Origin of the sequence: Phycicoccus sp. M110.8 (genome assembly GCF_032464895.1) — a bacterium.
Classification (GTDB): Bacteria; Actinomycetota; Actinomycetes; order Actinomycetales; family Dermatophilaceae; genus Pedococcus.
This window is the reverse complement of record NZ_JAWDIC010000004.1, coordinates 392117-410781: the sequence shown is the minus strand read 5'-3', so window position 1 is coordinate 410781 and position 18665 is coordinate 392117. Positions and strand designations below refer to the sequence as shown.

The 18665-nt window shown below is 73.5% G+C and carries 20 protein-coding genes and 1 tRNA gene; 8 read left to right on the top strand and 13 right to left on the bottom strand.

Annotation, left to right across the window (positions count from 1 at the left end):
• Positions 1 to 85: 85 nt before the first annotated feature.
• The 3 genes from RKE38_RS17375 (at position 86) to RKE38_RS17365 (ending at position 4109) form a co-directional block, all read left to right on the top strand.
• A complete protein-coding gene (locus tag RKE38_RS17375) occupies positions 86 to 748 on the top strand; it encodes a TetR family transcriptional regulator (protein WP_316008728.1) in 663 nt (220 codons plus the stop codon).
• A complete protein-coding gene (locus RKE38_RS17370; RefSeq protein WP_316008727.1) occupies positions 745 to 2658 on the top strand; it encodes an acyl-CoA dehydrogenase in 1914 nt (637 codons plus the stop codon). Before RKE38_RS17375 ends, RKE38_RS17370 begins: the two co-directional genes overlap by 4 nt.
• 122 nt (positions 2659 to 2780) lie before the next feature.
• On the top strand, positions 2781 to 4109 hold the full coding sequence (locus RKE38_RS17365; protein ID WP_316008726.1) for an NAD(P)/FAD-dependent oxidoreductase: 1329 nt from the start codon (positions 2781 to 2783) through the stop codon (positions 4107 to 4109).
• Positions 4110 to 4126: 17 nt separating this feature from the next.
• On the opposite strand, the gene RKE38_RS17360 is transcribed toward RKE38_RS17365, so the two are convergent.
• From RKE38_RS17360 to RKE38_RS17320, 9 genes are all read right to left on the bottom strand, one after another.
• Positions 4127 to 4552, bottom strand: coding sequence for a VOC family protein (locus RKE38_RS17360; RefSeq protein ID WP_316008725.1), 426 nt, complete (start codon positions 4550 to 4552; stop codon positions 4127 to 4129).
• Between the two features lie 36 nt (positions 4553 to 4588).
• Positions 4589 to 5896, bottom strand: a complete 1308-nt coding sequence (locus RKE38_RS17355) for a class I SAM-dependent methyltransferase (protein WP_316008724.1) — start codon at positions 5894 to 5896, stop codon at positions 4589 to 4591.
• Entirely contained in the window at positions 5893 to 7308 is a 1416-nt protein-coding gene (locus tag RKE38_RS17350) for an FAD-binding oxidoreductase (RefSeq protein ID WP_316008723.1), read from the bottom strand. Before RKE38_RS17350 ends, RKE38_RS17355 begins: the two co-directional genes overlap by 4 nt.
• Before the next feature lie 32 nt (positions 7309 to 7340).
• Positions 7341 to 7748, bottom strand: coding sequence for a hypothetical protein (locus RKE38_RS17345; protein WP_316008722.1), 408 nt, complete (start codon positions 7746 to 7748; stop codon positions 7341 to 7343).
• Positions 7749 to 7785: 37 nt separating this feature from the next.
• Positions 7786 to 7938, bottom strand: coding sequence for a hypothetical protein (locus RKE38_RS17340; protein ID WP_316008721.1), 153 nt, complete (start codon positions 7936 to 7938; stop codon positions 7786 to 7788).
• 106 nt (positions 7939 to 8044) lie between these two features.
• Positions 8045 to 8121 (bottom strand) — tRNA-Val (locus tag RKE38_RS17335).
• 72 nt (positions 8122 to 8193) lie between these two features.
• Positions 8194 to 8658, bottom strand: a complete 465-nt coding sequence (locus tag RKE38_RS17330) for a TIGR02611 family protein (RefSeq protein WP_316008720.1) — start codon at positions 8656 to 8658, stop codon at positions 8194 to 8196.
• On the bottom strand, positions 8655 to 9500 hold the full coding sequence (locus RKE38_RS17325) for an aminotransferase class IV (RefSeq protein WP_316008719.1): 846 nt from the start codon (positions 9498 to 9500) through the stop codon (positions 8655 to 8657). Before RKE38_RS17325 ends, RKE38_RS17330 begins: the two co-directional genes overlap by 4 nt.
• Positions 9497 to 10525 (bottom strand): chorismate-binding protein, encoded by a 1029-nt coding sequence (locus tag RKE38_RS17320; RefSeq protein ID WP_316008718.1) that lies wholly within the window; start codon positions 10523 to 10525, stop codon positions 9497 to 9499. Before RKE38_RS17320 ends, RKE38_RS17325 begins: the two co-directional genes overlap by 4 nt.
• A gap of 36 nt (positions 10526 to 10561) precedes the next feature.
• Between RKE38_RS17320 and RKE38_RS17315 the strand changes: the two genes are divergently transcribed.
• The 3 genes from RKE38_RS17315 (at position 10562) to RKE38_RS17305 (ending at position 13603) form a co-directional block, all read left to right on the top strand.
• Complete coding sequence (locus RKE38_RS17315; protein ID WP_316008717.1) at positions 10562 to 11755, top strand: CapA family protein; 1194 nt, start codon at positions 10562 to 10564, stop codon at positions 11753 to 11755.
• A 73-nt stretch (positions 11756 to 11828) separates the two neighbouring features.
• A complete protein-coding gene (locus tag RKE38_RS17310) occupies positions 11829 to 12971 on the top strand; it encodes an LLM class flavin-dependent oxidoreductase (RefSeq protein WP_316008716.1) in 1143 nt (380 codons plus the stop codon).
• Complete coding sequence (locus RKE38_RS17305) at positions 12971 to 13603, top strand: FMN reductase (RefSeq protein ID WP_316008715.1); 633 nt, start codon at positions 12971 to 12973, stop codon at positions 13601 to 13603. Before RKE38_RS17310 ends, RKE38_RS17305 begins: the two co-directional genes overlap by 1 nt.
• A 108-nt stretch (positions 13604 to 13711) precedes the next feature.
• Here RKE38_RS17305 and RKE38_RS17300 read toward each other — a convergent pair whose 3' ends face one another.
• Together RKE38_RS17300 and RKE38_RS17295 are read right to left on the bottom strand one after the other, a co-directional pair.
• A complete protein-coding gene (locus RKE38_RS17300) occupies positions 13712 to 14941 on the bottom strand; it encodes an acetyl-CoA hydrolase/transferase family protein (RefSeq protein ID WP_316008714.1) in 1230 nt (409 codons plus the stop codon).
• Positions 14938 to 15402, bottom strand: a complete 465-nt coding sequence (locus RKE38_RS17295) for a pyridoxamine 5'-phosphate oxidase family protein (protein WP_316008713.1) — start codon at positions 15400 to 15402, stop codon at positions 14938 to 14940. Before RKE38_RS17295 ends, RKE38_RS17300 begins: the two co-directional genes overlap by 4 nt.
• Before the next feature lie 130 nt (positions 15403 to 15532).
• On the opposite strand from RKE38_RS17295, the gene RKE38_RS17290 reads away from it, so the two are divergent.
• Both RKE38_RS17290 and RKE38_RS17285 read left to right on the top strand, forming a co-directional pair.
• Positions 15533 to 16468 (top strand): universal stress protein, encoded by a 936-nt coding sequence (locus RKE38_RS17290; protein ID WP_316008712.1) that lies wholly within the window; start codon positions 15533 to 15535, stop codon positions 16466 to 16468.
• Positions 16465 to 16926: a pyridoxamine 5'-phosphate oxidase family protein gene (locus tag RKE38_RS17285; protein WP_316008711.1), complete on the top strand. Its 462-nt coding sequence runs from the start codon at positions 16465 to 16467 to the stop codon at positions 16924 to 16926. The genes RKE38_RS17290 and RKE38_RS17285 overlap by 4 nt, the downstream gene beginning before the upstream one ends.
• Positions 16927 to 16990: 64 nt before the next feature.
• Here the strand turns inward: RKE38_RS17285 and RKE38_RS17280 are convergent, their stop codons facing one another.
• Entirely contained in the window at positions 16991 to 17659 is a 669-nt protein-coding gene (locus RKE38_RS17280) for a response regulator transcription factor (protein WP_316008710.1), read from the bottom strand.
• A gap of 55 nt (positions 17660 to 17714) precedes the next feature.
• Positions 17715 to 18650, bottom strand: a complete 936-nt coding sequence (locus tag RKE38_RS17275; protein ID WP_316008709.1) for a universal stress protein — start codon at positions 18648 to 18650, stop codon at positions 17715 to 17717.
• Positions 18651 to 18665: the final 15 nt, after the last annotated feature.

The following is an 18665-nucleotide window of genomic DNA, read 5'->3' as shown; positions in this document are numbered from 1 at the left end:
AGGTCGGCGAGCGGCGCCGGGACCGGCGCCAGTTAACTGATACCGACAGTAGCAGGTACGCGCAGTACCTGCTACCGTTCCCGGAATGAGCACCTCCACGGACGGCCGCAGCACCCGCTGGGACGCCCACCGCGCCGCTCGCCGGCGTGAGCTCGTCGAGGCGACGCTGAGGGCGATCCGGGCGCACGGCGCGGGGGTGGGCATGGACGAGATCGCCGCCACGGCCGGCACGTCCAAGACCGTCGTCTACCGCCACTTCACCGACCGCCAGGGCCTGTACGCCGCGGTGTGCGAGAGCGTCGACGCCCTGATCCTTCGCGACCTCGAGCGAGTCCTCGGCGCCTCGAGCGGCGAGGACCTGGCCGACGTCGAGGCCTCGCCGCGGGCTCTCATCGCCGCCGCGATCGACTCCTACCTGCGGCTCGTCGAGCGCGACCCTGAGGTCTACCGCTTCGTCGTCACCGCTCCCCTGCTCGACGTCCCCGCGGGCGGCGACCCGGCCGGCCCCGTGACCAGCCACATCGCCGCCCGGCTGGCGACCGTGGTCGCCGGGGCGCTGCGGGCCGCCGGTCGCGACGACCGGGCGGCGGCGGTGTGGGCCGCCGGGCTCGTCGGCATGGTCAGGGCTGCGGCCGACCAGTGGCTGACGAGCCCGGGGTCGATGCCGCGGGACGAGCTCACCGACCACCTGACCGACCTCGCCTGGAGCGGACTGGCGTCCGCCTGGACCTCGCAGGAGCCACGATGACCGACCTCACGACCGAGCTGCGCCGCGTCCTCGACGGGCGGTGGGCAGCGATCAAGCAGGAGCTGCGCGACGACCCCGACCCCGAGCGGTTCGCCCCGCCGCGCGAGGAGCTCACGATGGAGCAGTACCGCGCCCGGGTCGCCGAGCAGGTGCAGCACATCGCGGCGACCGGTCACCCCGCCCGCGGCTTCCCCAAGGAGGCCGGGGGCAACGGCGACCTGGGCGGCTCGGTCACCGCGTTCGAGATGCTCGGCCACGCCGACCTGTCGACGATGGTGAAGGCCGGCGTCCACTGGGGCCTGTTCGGTGGCGCGGTGGCGAACCTCGGCACCGAGCGGCACCACGCGGCATACCTGCCCTCGATCATCGACGGCACCCTGCCCGGCTGCTTCGCGATGACGGAGACGGGCCACGGTTCGGACGTGCAGTCGCTCGGGACGACGGCGACCTACGACCCCGACACCGACGAGCTCGTCGTGCACACGCCCAGCCCGGCGGCGCGCAAGGACTACATCGGCGGGGCGGCGCGGGACGGCCGCATGGCCGCGGTCTTCGCGCAGCTGGTCACCGGCGAGCAGACCCACGGGGTGCACTGCGTGCTCGTGCCGATCCGCGACGAGTCGGGTGCGCCGATGCCGGGGGTCACGATCGGCGACTGCGGCGCCAAGGCGGGCCTGCCCGGCGTCGACAACGGGCGGCTCACGTTCGACCACGTGCGCGTGCCCCGGACCAACCTGCTCGACCGCTACGGCGACATCGACGAGCACGGCACCTACTCCTCCCCCATCACCAACCCGACTCGCCGCTTCTTCACGATGCTCGGCACCCTCGTGCGCGGCCGCATCAGCGTCGCCGGTGCGGCGGGCGCCGCCACCCGCACGGCCCTGGCCCTCGCCGTGACGTATGCCGGGCACCGGCGCCAGTTCGGCCCGCCGCAGACGCAGGAGGAGGTCCTGCTGCTGGACTACCGGACGCACCAGCGCAAGCTGCTGCCGGCGCTGGCGAAGTCCTACGCACTGCAGCTGGCCCAGAACCAGCTCGTGTCGTTCATGCACGACGTGCAGACCGCGGGCGAGGCCGTGGATGAGCACGACCAGCGCCAGCTCGAGGCGCGCGCCGCCGGGCTCAAGGCCGTCTCGACGGCGCACGCCACCGCCACCATCCAGGCCTGCCGCGAGGCGTGCGGCGGCGCGGGCTACCTCGCCGTCAACCGGCTTCCGGCCCTCAAGGCGGACACGGACGTGTTCACGACCTTCGAGGGCGACAACACGGTCCTGCTGCAGCTCGTCGCCAAGGGACTGCTCACCGACTACCGCGACGCGTTCGGCGACCTCGACACCCTCGGCATGGTCCGGTTCGGGGCACGCCAGTTCGCCGGCGTCGTCCTCGAGCGGACCGCCGCGCGTGGGCTGGTCCAGCGCCTGGTGGCAGCCGCACCGGGGCGCGACAGCGAGAACGGCCCGACCGACCGCGGCTGGCAGCTCGCCCTCGTCGAGGACCGTGAGCGCCACCTGCTGGAGACCCTGGCGCTGCGGCTGCGCAAGGCCGGCAAGCCCGGTGCGGACCTGTTCGCCGTCTTCAACGACTGCCAGGACCACGTCGTGGAGGCGGCACGGGCGCACGTCGACCGGCTGGTGCTGGAGTCGTTCGTCGCCGCCATCGACGGCTGCGAGGACACCGCCGCTGCCTCCATGCTCGGCTCGGTGTGCGACCTCTACGCGCTGTCGATGATCGAGGCGGACAAGGGCTGGTACCTCGAGCACGGCCGGATCACCCCGGCCCGCAGCAAGCAGGTCACGGCCGCGGTCAACGACCTCTGCGCCCAGCTGCGGCCGCACGCCCAGACCCTCGTCGACGCGTTCGGCATCCCCGGGACCTGGCTGGCCACCGAGCTGACACAGACAGCCTGACCGGCGGACAGGGACCGCTCGGGGCCTGCCGGGGCCCGACGACACGGATCCTGCGCAGGTCCACCCCGGGACTCGTCCGCCTGCGGGAGGCAGCCAGCTCGTCGCAGGTCCATCCTTGGGCGGTGGACGTCGGCATCATCGGCGCCGGGCCGACCGGCCTCTTCCTGGGCGTCGCACTCGCCCGGCGGGGCCACCGCGTCACCGCCGTTGATCGCGACCCCGGACCCGCCGTGGACGGCACCTGGCCGCGACGGGGCGTCATGCAGTTCCACCACGCGCACGGTTTCCGGCCGCCGGTCACGGCGGCCCTGCTCGCCGAGGTGCCCGAGGCGTATGCCGCCTGGCTGAGCCTGGGCGCCGAGCCGGTGACCCTGCCCTCCGACAGCACCGAGCCGGTCCTCATCGGCACCAAGTCACGCCGGATGACGTTCGAGCGCGCGCTGCGCTCGGTCGCCGTGCGGGAGCCGGGGCTCGATGTGAGGCGGGGCCACGTGGACGGCGTGGTCACCACGGACGGTCGGGCGACCGGCCTGGTCGTGGACGGGGCGACCCTCCCGTGCGATCTCGTCCTCGACGCCTCCGGCCGGTCGGGACGGGTCACCCGCGACCTGCGGGAGACGCCGACCACCGGCGGAAGCTGCGGGATCGCCTACGTGGACCGGCAGTACCAGCTCCTTCCGGGTGCGGAGCCCGGCCCCCTGCTCAACCCGATCGTCTGGGCCGCGGACCCGGACGGGTACCAGGTGCTGCTGTTCACCCACGAGCACGGCATCTTCTCGGTCCTGCTCATCCGCCCCACCCACACTCGTGAGCTGGTCGGCCTGGCCCACGACCGCGCGTTCGACGCCGCCGCGGCCGCGATCCCGGGACTCGCAGCCTGGACCGATCCTGAGCGGTCCAGGCCGATCACGTCCGTCCTGCCGGGCGGCAACCTCGTGAACTGGTACCGCAGCCAGCGCGGTCCCCACGGCCGTCTCGCCCTGCCGGGCCTCGTGTTCGTCGGCGACAGCGTCTGCACGACCACGCCCATCTTCGGGCGCGGCATCACGACCAGCCTGATGCAGGCGCGGGCGCTCCTCGCCCTCGTCGACGACGGTGTCGAGGACCCGGTGGAGCTCGGCGAGCAGTTCGACGCCTGGTGCGAGACGTCGATGCGTCCCTGGGTCGAGGACCACGTGGCGATGGACCGCTCGACGCGGGACCGGTGGTCCGGCCGCGACGTCGACCTCGGTGGACGGCTGTCGTCCGACGTGCTCCTCGCAGCGGTGGACGGGCCCTTGCGCGACCTGCGCGCGACGGCCCTGCCCTACCTCTCGATGGCAGAGGGCCCGGCAAGCCTGGACCCCCTGCAGGAGCCCGTGCGGCGACTGCTGGCGACCGGTTGGCGGCCACCTGTCGACGAGGGCCCCTCCCGTGCCGAGCTCGCGGCGATCGTCGCAGCGGCGGCCTGACCCGGGCCGGCCGCGCGTCAGCCCTCGGGGCGCAGGAGGGTCCGGCCGTCGTCGGTGACGGTCCAGAACGGGTTGTGCGCGACCTCCCACGGGTGCCCGTCGGGGTCGACGAACACACCCGAGTAGCCACCCCAGAAGGTCTCTGCGCCCGCGCGCCCGATGGTGCCGCCCGCGGCGGCAGCCTCGGCGAGGGTGTCGTCCACCTCCTGCGGGGAGCGGAGGTTGAGCGCGAGCGTCACGCCGCCCCAGCCACCGCCGTCCTCGACGGTCGAGTCGGCCGCGAGCTCTGCCCGCGACCACAGGGCCACCACCAGGCCGCCGCACTGGAAGAACACGACGTCGTCGTTGTCGTCGCCGCGGCGCCAACCGAGCGCCTCGTAGAACGCGCGGGCGCGCCCGAGGTCCCGGACGCCGAGCGTCACCAGCGAGACGCGTTGCTCCACGGCGGACGCCCTCTCTTCAGGCCTGCGGTGCCGGCCTCAGGCCTGCCACCACGGGCGCAGTGGGAGGCCCGCGTCGCCCTTGTCGCCGAGCTTGACCGCCAGCACCTGGTGCAGCTGGACGACGTTGCGGTCGAACCCGAGCCGCGACCCGGCCATGTACAGGCCCCACACGCGAGCGGTGGCCTCGCCGACCTCGGCGACGCACTCGTCCCAGTTCTGCTCCAGGTAGGCGCACCAGCCCGCGAGGGTCTTCGCGTAGTGCTCGCGCAGGTTCTCCTCGTGCCTGACCTCCATCCCGATGTCCTGGATCGAGGCGATGATCGTGCCCGACCCGGTGAGCTCGCCGTCGGGGAAGACGTACCGGTCGATGAACGCGCCGGTCGACGTCCGCTTGTTGTCGGGCCGGGTGATGCAGTGGTTGAGCAGCAGCCCGCCGGGACGCAGCCGGGACTTGATGAAGCGGAAGTACGACGGGTAGTTCTTCACGCCGATGTGCTCGGTCAGGCCGATCGAGGACACCGCGTCGAAGCCCGTCTCCGGGATGTCGCGGTAGTCGCTGAACCGCACCTCGGCCAGGTCCTGCAGGCCCTCGCGGCGGATGGCCTCCTGCGCCCACTGCGCCTGCTCGCGCGACAGGGTGGCGCCGATGACGCGCACGCCTCGCCGCGCGGCATACCGGACCATCCCGCCCCAGCCGCACCCGATGTCGAGGAGGCGGTCGCCCTCCTTGAGGTGCAGCTTGTCGAAGACGAGGCGGTACTTGTTCTCCTGCGCCTCCTCCAGCGTCGCGTCCTCGGTCGGGAAGCAGGCGCAGGTGTAGGTCATCGACGGCCCGAGGACCATCTCGTAGAACCGGTTGGAGACGTCGTAGTGGTGGTGGATCGCCTCGGCGTCGCGGGTCTTGCTGTGCCGCAGGCCCTCTGCGACCCGGCGCCACCGCGGCAGGGCCTCCTGCGGCGGGGGCGGCGGCGGCTTGAGCAGGTCGACGCCGAGGGAGCGGGCGATCGCGGCCGCCGTGCGCGGGGACGGCAGCGCGAAGTGCAGGTCGCCCATGGCGGCGAGCAGCGGGTACGGGTCACCGGGGTGGACGCCGTGCAGGTCGAGGTCGCCCGCGACGTACGCGCGCGCCATGCCGAGGTCGCCGGGGGCCGTGGCGATGTAGCTCGCGCCGCGCGGGTTCTTGAGGTGCAGCCCGTAGGGCGCGTCCTCGGGGCCCGTGGCCGAGCCGTCGTATGCCGTGAACCGCAGCGGGACCTCGCCGCGGGTGACCGCGTCGAGGATCTGCGCCATGGAGAGGCGCTCCGCCGTCGCGGTGTCGTGCCGGTTGGTCTTGAGGATCGTCACTTGCGTCGCACCGCCTTGGAGTAGAGGTCGAGGAGCCGGGAGTCGGGGTCGTAGCGCTGCTTCACGCCCCCGTAGTCGTCACCGCCGTAGAGCCGCCAGAAGGTCTCCTCGTCGTAGTACGCGTCGGAGTAGAGCGACTTGTGCCCGTCGAGGCGGGTGACCTCGTCCTCGACCAGGCGGTTGGTGTGTCCGGGGTCGGACGGGTCGCGCGGGACGCTGGACCAGAAGCCGACGTTGACGTAGAGCTCGCCGGGCTGCAGCGGGTACAGCGGCCAGCTGCCGCGGGTCTGTACGGGGCACAACCAGATCGGCTCGATCGGGACCTCGCGCAGGAACCAGTGCAGGAACTCGGCCGTGCGGCCCAGCGGCACCTCGACGTCCTGGACCACGCGCTCGCGCGGCGGACGGCCCTTGCGCGCCTCGAGCCGGTCGGCGATGTCGTAGCGGTGGTCGAGGGCGATCAGCTTCCAGTAGAACGAGCTCCGGCGGTAGCGGCGGGGCCAGAGCCTGCGGATCCGCGGGTCCTGGGCGCCGAACGCGCGGCTGCACCAGAACCAGTCGGTGTCCCAGCGCCAGAGGTAGTCGTAGGTGGTGAGCCGGTCCACCTTCGGCACCGGGGAGTCGTGCTGGATCGAGCGGTAGTAGACCTGCTGGCCGGTGTAGTCGCTCACCGGACCGGGGGCGGCCGTGCGCCGGCCGAGGGTGAGGTAGGCCTCGGTGGCGGAGAAGACGACGCCGTCGAGGTAGTCCACGACCACCCCGTCGTGCTCACCGCTCGCGGCGATGTCGCCGATCACCGCCACCAGCGACTCCAGGTCGTGGAAGCGCACGTGCCGCAGCTCGACCCACGGCTCGACCGGCTCGAGCTCGATCCGCAGCCGGGTGGCGTAGCCGAGGGTGCCGTAGGAGTTCGGGAAGGCGTGGAACAGGTCTGCGTGCTCGCCCTCGGGACGGGCGGTGACGACCTCGCCGGCACCGGTGAGCACGTCCATCTCGAGGACCGACTCGTGCGGCAGGCCGGAGCGGAACGACGTCGACTCGATGCCGAGGCCCGTGACGGCCCCGCCGAGGGTGATCGTCTTGAGCTGCGGCACGACGAGCGGGACGAGCCCGTGCGGCACGGTGGCGTCGACGAGGTCCTCGTAGGTGCACATGCCCTGGACATCGGCCGTGCGCGCGACGGGGTCGATGCCGATGACGCCGCCGAGTCCGCTCACGTCCAGGCCGGGGGCCGACGTGGCCGCCCTGGCGCGGAAAAGGTTGGAGGTCTTCTTGGCCAGCCGCACGGGAGCACCCGCAGGGATGGCGTGGTAGCTGGCGACCAGCCGCTGGACCGCGCGGTCGTGGGCTGTGCGGGGGTCGCCCGCGTCCCGGGCGCGCTGCCCCTGCCCCACCTCGACGTCCGAACCCACGCGCCGACCCTATGCCGTCCCCTCGGCGGCCGTCACGCGGGTTCCCCTGTGCCACTGGACACGTCGGCCGTGTCGGCGGCCCCCGCCACCCGCTCCACCACGACCGCCGGGTCGCCCACCGAGACCGTGCCGGGGCGGCGCACCGCGGCATACACACCGGGGCAGCTGCCGGCGGGGCCGGTGACCTCGAGCTCCACGCTCCCCACGCGCAGGACTCCCCCGACCGCGGCCGAGAGCGCCTGCGGCGGCAGGGTCACCACGAGGTTCGCCCGGGCGCCGGTCGTGTCGTCGGCGGAGAGCACCATGACGGCCGCCTTCTTGGGCCGGTCGCCGTGCAGTCCCTCGGGCCCGACCTCGACCCTCGACAGCTCCAGCCCCGGCTCCCCCTTGGTGGGGTGGACGTGGATCGTGGTGACGGTCGCGCCGGTTGCCTGCTCCACGGCTCGATCGTATGCCGGGAGGTCGGCCGGCGCGGGTTCACCGCGGCTCCGCGTGCCGCAGGCTCAGCCCGTCGCCGGCACCCTGCACGAGCAGGCGCGGGGCCGGCAGCGGGGGGACGGCTCCGAGCGTCGGAGGCGCCGTGGCGCGGGGCGGGTGGACGATGCTGCGGTGGTCGCGGTGCTGGGTCATGGTCGTTCCCCTCCTGCTCCCACGGCACCACGGGGGCACGTCACGCGGGACCCCAGAAACGCGCAGACCCACCTCCGTCGGGAGATGGGTCCGGGTGTCGTGCGGGTGGTGGACGTGAAGGGACTCGAACCCCTGGCCTCTCGCGTGTGAAGCGAACGCTCTAACCAACTGAGCTACACGTCCAGCGCCCTTGCGGGCTCGCCGAAGAATAGCCGCACCCCCGCCCCGGCGTGAAATCCGGGGCCGGCAGCGCGGTCAGCCGAGGCCGGGCAGGCGGGTCAGGCGCTCCTCGATGAGGTCGGGGAAGAAGCCGGGCACACCGGAGAGCAGGAACAGCCCGTAGAAGATCGCGAGCACCAGCACGAGCGTGGCGAGGCCGACGAGACCCTTGAACCACCACGGCTTCGGCGCCAGCCAGGCGTTCCAGTCGTCCAGCCGGGCGCGTCCCCAGTGCAGCAGGCGCTGGGCCCACTCGAACTCCGAGGCGAGGATCCCGACGCCGACGAAGACGATCAGCCAGCCCGGCCCCGGCGCCGGCACCGCGACGAGCCCACCGAGCGTGACGAGCGTGCCGACGATGCCGACCACCCAGCGGTAGATGCGGTAGCTGTGCGGGTTCGAGCGGATGCGACGGCGCCACGCCCAGTCGTCGTCCTCCTCCTGCTCCGTGCTCTCGCGCTCGCCCGGCTGGAGCTGCGACGGCGGCTGCTGGCCGGTCACGGGTCGACCCGCTCCGCGGAGAGACGGGCGAAGACGGCTGCCGCACGCGCCGTCACCGGGCCCGGCTCGAGGGCGCGCTCGTCGACGGCGTGGACGGCCAGGACGTCCTTGGTGGAGCTGGTGATGAACACCTCGTCGGCGTCGCGCAGCACCTCCAGCGGGAGGGTCTGCTCCCGGACGTCCATGCCGTCCTCCCGGCACCACTCGATGGTGACCTCGCGCGTGATGCCGGCCAGGCAGCCCGACTCCAGCGGCGGGGTGATGACGACCCCGTCGACGACGACGAAGACGTTGGAGCCGGTGCACTCGCACAGCTCACCCCGGGTGTTGCCGAAGACCGCCTCGATCGCGCCGCGCTCCTTGGCGTACGCGAGCGCGACGACGTTCTCGGCATACGAGGTCGTCTTGAGGCCGGCGACAGCGGACCGCTCGTTGCGGACCCACGGGACCACCGCGACCGAGGCGCTGGCCGGTGGCCGGGGCTGCGCGCCGGCGGTGACGATGTAGGTCAGGGGGCTGGAGTCGCGGTCGGAGCCCAGCGGCCCCGCTCCCCCGGTGACCGAGTAGCGCAGGCGCCCGAACTCGATCTGCGGACCGGAGCCGAGGACCGCCTTCACCCCCTCGGCGATGTAGTCGTGGTCGGCCGGCGGCAGCCCCAGCCCCGCCAGCGTCCGGTCGAGCCGGCGCGCGTGACGGGTCGCCGCGAACACCTGCCCGCGGTCGACCTTCGCCGTCTCGAACGCCCCGTCCCCCACCGTCACCCCGTGGTCGAGCGCCGCGATCGACGGTTCGTCGACGCCGGTCAGCCTGCCGTTGACCCACACCCTCGGCTCGTTGCTCATGCCTCCACCCTTCCAGACGCCAGACCCACCAGCCGTCGGGACTTCACCTGGGTCTCCACCCATTCCTGCTCGGGGTCCGACCCCCACGTGATGCCCGCACCGGCCCCGAACCGCAGCCACCGGCGACCGTCCTCGTCCCGGTCTGCCCAGAACGACCGGATGCCGACCGCGAGTTCCGCCCGTCCGGCGTCGCCGTCGACCCAGCCGACCGCGCCGCAGTACGGGCCACGCGTCGCGGGCTCGAGGTCGGCGATGGCCTGCAGGGCGGTGTGCTTCGGGGCACCGGACACCGAGCCCGGCGGGAAGGTCGCGGCCAGGACGTCGTCCCACCCGAGGCCCGGGCGCAGCTCGCCGGTCACGGCCGAGACGAGGTGCACCAGTCCGGGGTGCTCCTCGGCCCGGCAGAGCGCGTCGACCCGGACGGTGCCCTCGCGGCAGACGTGCGACAGGTCGTTGCGCACGAGGTCGACGATCATGACGTTCTCGGCGAAGTCCTTGGGGAGCATGGCCTCGAGCGTGACGGCCGTGCCCTTGATGGGGCGCGACTCGAGCCGGTCGCCGTCGCGCAGGAGGTACGCCTCGGGGCTGGCACAGACGACGTCGAGCCCCGCGTCCGGCACGTGCACCCGCCCGGCGTGCGGGGCCGGGTTGCCGCGCGAGAGCAGCTGCGCGAGCCCGTCGAGGTCGGCGTCCTCGGGCAGCACGTGGGACAGCACGCGGCAGAGGTTGACCTGGTACACCGTCCCGGCGGCGATCCGCTCGCGCACCTCCCGCACGCCGGCGAGGTATGCCGCGTGGTCCAGGCTCGTGCCCCACTCCCGGTCCAGCGGAGCCCACGGCACCGGGGCGGGCGGAGCGGCGTCACGGTCGACGTCGGCGAAGCGCACCGCCGTGACCTCGCCCTCGAAGGTGACGACGAGCGCCCAGAAGCCCCGGTCGAGGCGGGAGACCTCCCGCCGGACCTCGACGGGCCGGGTGGCCAGCAGCGACCCGAACCGGGCGTGCCCCGACGCTGGCGCCTCCACGTCGGCGATCCTAGGCTCGACCTACACTCGGCGCCCATGCGCCCCTTGCTGCCCGGCACGGCGACCGCCCTGTGCCTGCTCCTCGCCGCGGGGTGCTCGACGGCCGCCGACGGGCAGGGCCCGGCAGCGGGCGGGCCGACCGCCACGCCCGGCACCGCCACGGCGCGCCCGAGGGCCACCACGACACCCGGCATCCCCGGCGCGTCCGGGACCTCCACGGCCGCCCGGGGTGCCACGACCCCCGCTGCCCGGGGCGCGGCGTCCGACCCGGGGACGCTCACCCTGGCGTTCGCCGGGGACATCCACTTCGAGGACCACCTCGCGCCCCTCGCCCGCGACCCCGAGGGGCTCGCCGAGCTGCGGTCGTCGCTGGGCGCAGCCGACCTCGCCGTCGCGAACCTCGAGACCGCGATCACCGAGCGGGGCACGAAGATCGGCAAGGAGTTCCACTTCCGCGCACCGGCCTCGGCCCTGGAGACGGTGGCGGGTGCGGGCATCGACGCCGTGAGCATGGCCAACAACCACGGCGTCGACTACGGACCGGTCGGGCTGCAGGACACCCTCGCCGCCAGGCGGACGAGCCCGATCCCCGTGGTGGGCATCGGCAGGGACGAGGACGAGGCCTTCGCCCCGGCCGTCCTGCGCGCCAAGGGCCTGACGGTCGCGGTGTTCGGGGTCTCGCAGGTCTACGAGATGACCCTCGCCCGGTACTCCGCCGGCCCTGGCAAAGCCGGCATCGCCTCGAGCATGCCGACGACCCGGATCCGGCAGGCGGTCGAGCGGGCGTCGCGACGGTACGACCTCGTGGTCGTCTTCCTGCACTGGGGCACCGACTACCAGCAGTGCCCCGACCGGCTCTCCACCGACACGGCCCGCGTGCTCGAGCAGGCCGGTGCGGACATCGTCGTGGGCGGCCACTCCCACCGGGTCAACGGCGCGGGCTGGCTCGGCCGGTCCTACGTCGACTTCGGCCTGGGCAACTTCGTCTGGTGGCGCAGCCGCGAGCCCGACTCGCGCTCGGGCGTGCTCACGCTCTCGGTCGACGTCGCCGCGGCGAAGGGCACGCGGCGCACCGACACCAGTGCCGTGCGCAGGGCCGTCTGGACGCCCATGCTCATCGGCACCGACGGCATACCCCGGGTGCCGGCAACGGCGGACAGCAGGCGCCTGCAGTCCCTGTGGACGCAGGCCCGGGCGTGCACCGGCCTGGCAGCCGCCCCGGCGGAATAGGCCGTCCCACCCCTCCGTTAAGGTAGTTGAAATCGCAACTACCTAGCGAGAACCAGTCAGGAGCGCGAGCACCATGCAGTTCGGCATCTTCACCGTCGGGGACGTCACCCAGGACCCCACGACCGGTCGCACGCTGAGCGAGAACGAGCGGATCAAAAACACCGTCGAGCTCGCCGTCCGCGCCGAGCAGGTGGGCCTCGACGTCTTCGCCACGGGTGAGCACCACAACCCGCCTTTCGCCGCCCCGGCCAACCCGCCGGTGTTGCTGGCGAACATCGCCGCCCGCACCTCGCGGATCGTCCTGTCGACCGCGACGACCCTCATCACGACCAACGACCCGGTGCGCCTCGCCGAGGACTACGCCTACCTGCAGCACCTCGCCGACGGCCGCGTCGACCTCATGATGGGCCGCGGCAACACCGGCCCGGTCTACCCGTGGTTCGGCAAGGACATCCGCGACGGCATCCCGCTGGCCGTGGAGAACTACGCGCTGCTGCGCCGGCTGTGGACCGAGGAGAACGTCACCTGGTCCGGCAAGTACCGCACGCCGCTGCAGTCCTTCACCTCCACGCCGCGCCCGCTCGACGGCGTCGCGCCGTTCGTCTGGCACGGCTCGATCCGCTCCCCCGAGATCGCGGAGCAGGCCGCCTACTACGGCGACGGCTTCTTCCACAACAACATCTTCTGGCCGATGAGCCACACGAAGCAGATGGTCGCGCTGTACCGCCGCCGGTTCGAGCACTACGGGCACGGGCAGGCCGACCAGGCGATCGTCGGCCTCGGTGGGCAGGTGTTCATGCGCCCCAACAGCCAGGACGCCGTCCGCGAGTTCCGGCCGTACTTCGACAACGCCCCGGTCTACGGGCACGGGCCGTCGCTGGAGGAGTTCAGCCGGGAGACGCCGCTCACCGTGGGTTCGCCGCAGCAGGTCATCGAGCGGTATGCCGCGATGGCCGACGAGGTGGGCGACTACCAGCGCCAGCTGTTCCTCATCGACCACGCCGGGCTCCCCCACGAGACCGTGCTGGAGCAGGTGGAGATCCTCGGCACCCAGGTCGTGCCCGAGCTGCGGCGGATCGCCGCGGCCCGCAAGCCGGCCCACGTGCCCGACGCCCCCACCCACGCCTCTCGCGTGGCGGCCGCCGGTGGCGCCCGTGACCTCACGGTCCACGGCGTCGATGAGGTCACCGGGCTCACCGCCGAGGAGGTGGCCTGATGACCACGTCCACCACCCCCCGTCGGGTCGTGGTCATCCAGGCCGGTCTCGGGCAGCCGTCCTCGACGCGCCTGCTCGGCGACCGGCTCGCCGAGGCCACCCGGGACGCGCTGCTCGAGCGCGGGGTCGAGTCGCAGGTCGAGGTCGTCGAGCTGCGCGACCACGCCCAGGCGCTGGCCTCGACGCTGCTCACCGGGTTCGCCACCGGCGACCTTCGGGCCGCGCTGGACTCCGTCGCGGCGGCTGACGCCGTCATCGCGGTGACGCCGGTCTACCAGGGCTCGTTCAGCGGGCTGTTCAAGACCTTCGTCGACGTGCTCGACGACGGCTCGCTGCGCGGGACCCCCGTGCTGCTCGCCGCGACCGCGGGCACGGCTCGGCACTCCCTGGTGCTCGAGCACGCGATGCGGCCGGTGTTCACCTACCTCAAGGCCGTCACCGTGCCGACTGCGGTGTTCGCGGCGTCGGAGGACTGGGGCTCCAGCGGCACCGTCGACGGCGGACTGGCGCGCCGGGTCCAGGTGGCTGCGGGCGAACTCGCCGACCTGGTCTCCGGGCAGGGCCGGCACCGCGAGCGGCCGGACGAGTTCGCCGACCCGGTCCCGTTCGAGGAGCTGCTCCGCGGCAGCTGACGCGGCCCGGCACGCGGCATACACGGGTCTTTGAAGGGTTTGGCGCCTCCCGGGGCGTCAAACCCTTCGAACACTCCCGGGGGCGGACGCTCCGCTCCCCGCGTGCAGTCAGGTGGCCAGGCCGAGGGCCCGCGCCTCCTCCCACAGCTCGTCGCGCACCCGTGGGTGGGCGGTGTGCTCGATCAGGGCCCTGGCCTGCGCCTGCTGGTCGCACCCGAACAGCGGCGCCACCCCGTGCTCGGTGAGCACCGCGCTCGGCTGGAACGACGTCACCGGCTCGTCGAGCAGCGGCACGATCGTCGACACGTCGGCACGCGGGTGCCAGCTGCGCAGCGCGATCAACGCCTGGCCTCCGGGCGAGTGCAGGGCCCCGACGATGAAGTCGGTCTGACCGCCGTACCCGGAGTGGATCCGGCCGCCGACCCGGGAGGCGTTGACCTGCCCGTAGAGGTCGACCTCCAACGCGGTGTTGATGCTGACCATGGCCGGGTTCGCGGCGATCCTCGCCGGGTCGTTGGTGCGCTCGGTGCGCAGCATCCTGATGGCCCGGTTGTGGTCCACGTGGTCGTAGAGCTCGGGCGAGCCGAAGCAGAACGACGCGGTGACCTCGCGGTCGGGGTCGAGGGCCCCGGAGGCGTGCAGCGACAGCAGCCCGTCGGAGAACATCTCGGTCCAGACCCCGAGCCGCCGGCGCGCCGTCAGCCCCGCGACCACGCAGTCCGGCACGGCACCGATGCCCATCTGCACCGTGGCGCCGTCCTCCACCCGCGCAGAGACCCGCTCTGCCACGAGCCGGCTCGCCTCGTCGGGCACGGCCCGCACGGGCGTCGGCAGCGGGGCGTCGACCTCCACCGCGAGGTCGACCGCCTCCACGTCCAGCTCGGCGTCGCCGTACGTGAACGGCATGTACCGGTTCACCACCGCCACGACGAGCCCCCCGCGGGCACGGCAGGCCTCCACGGCGGCAGGCAGGACGTTCACCTCGGTGCCGAGGCTGAGCCGGCCGGCCTCCGGCGGCGCGCAGTGCACCACGACGACGTCGGGAGGCGTCACCGACCGCAGCAGGAGCGGTGCCATGGACAGCCGGCACGGCAGGTAGGACAGGGCCGGGTGGTGGCGCATCCCCGGCCCGACGAAGGCGGTCTCCGCGACGACCCCGTCGCGCACCGGCACCCCGGCGCCGGCGTTGAGCATCCAGAGCCGGTATGCCGGGACGGCCCGGTCGAGCGCGTCGACCACCGTCCACGGGGTGGCGGCGTTGCCGCTGACGACGACCCGGGGGCGGCCGGGCAGCGCGGCGAGGCGGCGCTCTAGGGCCGCGAGGTCGACGGCCCTCACTCGGTCGGCCGGGCCGGCCCGGTCGTGGCGCGGTAGCCGCCCCGCACCGGGAACCTGCGACCGCTCACCGAGTCGGGCTCGATGCGGACCAGCCGTGGCTTGGGTCCCGCGTGCCACGGCAGCAGCGGCAGGGTCAGCACGTCGAGGATGTCGTCGACGTCGTGGACCTCCCGCGCGCGGCCACGCACGACGACGCTCCAGGCCCTGCCCTCCTCGGCGGCATACCCGTCGACCTCGAACGCCACCCACGACCCCGCGGCGCTGGCGAAGAGGGTGCCCGACCCGGTGCGGAAGACCAGGCTGCCGTGGTCGACCACGAAGTTGACGGGGAAGATGTCCGGCCGGCCGTCGTGCAGGACGGCCAGCCTCCCGACCGGCTGCTCGCGCAGCAGCGCCCAGCACTCGGGCACCTCGAGAACCTCGAGCGGCACGGCACCGGCGACGGGTTGGTTGGCGTCCATGGCTCCACGGTGCCCTGTCCGCTTCCAGCGCTTCAAGGCCCAAAGTCCCTGTCCCCCAGCCACCGCCGACCAGACCCTTCAAGGGCTGGGGCGACCGCCCCCCACCGTCCCGCTCCCCACAGGAGGAACCATGTCGACCACCCCCACCACGTCGCACCCCATCGTCGTGGGTGTCGACGAGAGCGCGCAGAGCCGGCTGGCCCTGGACTGGGCGATCGACGAGGCCCGGCGACGTGACCTGCCCCTCGAGCTCGTCCACGCACGCCCGATGCCGTTGCGGGGACCCGCGGTCGAGACCGCGTTCACCCGGCCCGGCGTCGACGGCGTCCTCGAGGACGCCGTGGCGCGCGTGCACTCCCTGGCGCCCTACACGTCCGTGACGACGTCCGGCGCACACGGCGCAGCGGCGCCGATGCTGGTCGACGCCTCCCGCGACGCCACGATGCTCGTCGTGGGAGCGCGCGGCCGCGGTGCCCTGCGCAGCGCGATGCTCGGGTCCACCTCACTCGACGTCGCCGCCCACGCGCACAGCCCCGTGGTCGTCGTCCGCGAGCTCTCGCAGGCCCTTCCGGACCGCCCCGGTGTCGTGGTCGGCATCGACGGCTCACCCATCAGCGAGGGCGCGCTCGGGGAGGCGTTCCACCAGGCCGACGCCCGCGGGCTGCCGCTCACGGTGGTCCACGCCTGGTTCCTCGACTACGCGGGCACCGGCCTGGCCGTGCTCGCCACCGACGCCCAGATCGCCGAACTCGCACAGGAGGAGCGGTCGCTGGCCCACGACGCCGTGGCGCGGTGGTCCGCGAGGTACCCCGGTGTCAGCGTCCGTGAGCACGTCCTCAACGCCCACCCCGTGCAGGCCCTCGTCGACCACTCCAAGGGCGCCGAGCTCCTCGTCGTGGGCACCCGCGGTCGTGGCGGCTTCGGTGGGCTGGTCCTGGGCTCGGTGAGCCAGGGCGTCCTGCACCACGCGCACTGCCCGGTGATGGTGGTGCGGTCCCAGCCCGAGACCGTGCCGTCGCAGGCCCCCGTCGTGTCCGCCGCAGGATCGCAGGCGGTGACGCCATGACGACCGACCAGGCCCGACCGGCCGGCGCCCACCGGACCGGCGCCGACGTCCCCACCGACCACACCGGACTGCGGGTGCTCGACCTCGACGAGTGCCTCGAGCTGGTGGCCTCGGTGCCGGTGGGGCGGATTGCGTTCGAGCTCGACGGCGAGATCACGGTGCTGCCGGTGGCGCACCTGGTCGACGGCGTGGACGTCTGCTTCCGGACCGCCGGCAGCTCCAAGATCCAGGCGGCGGTGGACCGCGAACGGGTCGGCTACGAGGCCGACGCCTTCGACGCTTCGACACGCACCGGCTGGAGCGTGCTCGTGCAGGGCGTCGCCACCATCGTCGAGGAGGAGGCCGAGGTGCGCCGGCTCGACCAGCACGCGCCGGCCCTGTGGGTGCCCGTCGAGCCCGACTCGATGACCTGGGTGAGGGTACGGGCCCAGTCCGTCAGCGGGCGCTCCGTCGGCTGACCTCAGGACGTTGCCGAGCTGGGGTCACCCGGGTCGGCCGACCCGGGCCCGGGCGAGGGTGGTGTCAGCCGTGCGGTCCCGGGCTCGTGGACCCGTTGTGGTTGAGCCCCTGCCCGGCGACGTAGACCGCGGCCTGGGTCCGGCGCTCCATGCCGAGTTTGCCCAGGACCGACGTGACGTAGTTCTTGACCGTCTTCTCCGCCAGGGACAGGCGCTCGCCGATCTGCCGGTTCGTCAGGCCCTCGCCGACGCACTCGAGGATGCGCCGCTCCTGCGGGGTGAGGCTGGCCAGCCGGGGGTCGGTGGGCTGTTGGTGGCCCCACTGGGCCCGGAGCCGCTCGACCACAGCCGCGTCGAGCAGCGTCTCGCCGGCCGCGACCCGGCGGATCGAGGTGACCAGGTCGCTGCCGTGGATGTCCTTGAGGACGTACCCGGCCGCTCCCGCGGTGACGGCGGCGGTCAGGGCCTCCTCGTCGTCGTAGGACGTGAGGATCAGGCCGGCGATCGACGGGTCGACCGAGCGCACGTCGCGGCACACGTCGATGCCGGAGCCGTCGGGCAGCCTGGCGTCGAGCACCATGACCGAGGGCCTCAGCGCCGGGATGCGCCGGGCCGCCTCCTGGGCGCTCCCCGACTCGCCCACGACGAGGAGGTCCTCCTCGACCTCCAGCAGCTCCCGCAGCCCGCGACGGACGACCTCGTGGTCGTCGAGCAGGTACACGCCGATCTTCACAGCACCACCTCCGGTCGACCCCAGCCTAGGACGTCGGCCGCGTCCCCGGGGCGGTTCACCACCAACCCTGGCGTACGACCGCGACAGGGACCCTGGCCGAGCGCACGACCGCGTGGCTCACCGAGCCCAGCGCGAGCCCCGCGAAACCGCCGTGCCCGCGGCTGCCGACCACGAGCAGCCCAGCGTCGCGCGCACTCGCGACGAGGACGTCGACGGCGTGGCCGCGGACCGCCGTACCGGTCACCTCCAGGGCCGGGTGCCTGCGCTGCACCTGTTCCACCACAGCGGCCAGGTCCTCGCGCGCGATGTCCTGCCGCACGGCATCCTGCTGCCTGCGGACCGCGCCGGCCGTCGTGGCGCTCGGCACGGGCGCAGGCAGCCAGGCGGTGACGACCCGCAGGCGGCGGTTCCGGGCCAGGGCGAGCTGAGCGGCCAGCTCGACGGCGGTGCGCGAGGCCCGGGAGCCGTCCGCGCCCACGACCACGTCACCGACGTCGTGACGGTGGCTCAGCTCGGTGCCCTCCGGGACCAGGACGACGGGGCAGCGGGCGTGCAGCGTCACGCCGAAGGACACCGAGCCCAGGGCGGCCACGCCGCGCAGCCGTGGTGCCCCCACCACCAGGAGTGCCGCGGAGGCGGACCTGGCGACGAGCTCTCCGGCCGCTCCGCCGATCGCACCGACGACACGTGCGGGTATGCCGTCCGGCGCTGCCCGGTGCGCCACGTCGGCCCCGCGCCGGGCGAGCTCCCGGCCCACCCGTGCCAGCTCCGGTTGTGGCGTGTGGGCACCGTCCACCGAGCCCGGGTCCACGGCGCACACCACCGTGAGGGCCGAGCGCAGCCGCGCCGCCTCCAGCGCGGCCCACCGGACGGCGGCGTCGGCGGCTGGTGTCGCGTCGTAGCCGACGACGACCTCACGGCCGACGAGGTCCGGGAGGTCGTCCACGGCGGTGGCCTGATGTCCTCGAGCGGCCGCGGGGGTGCGATCCATGCGGCTCACGGTGAC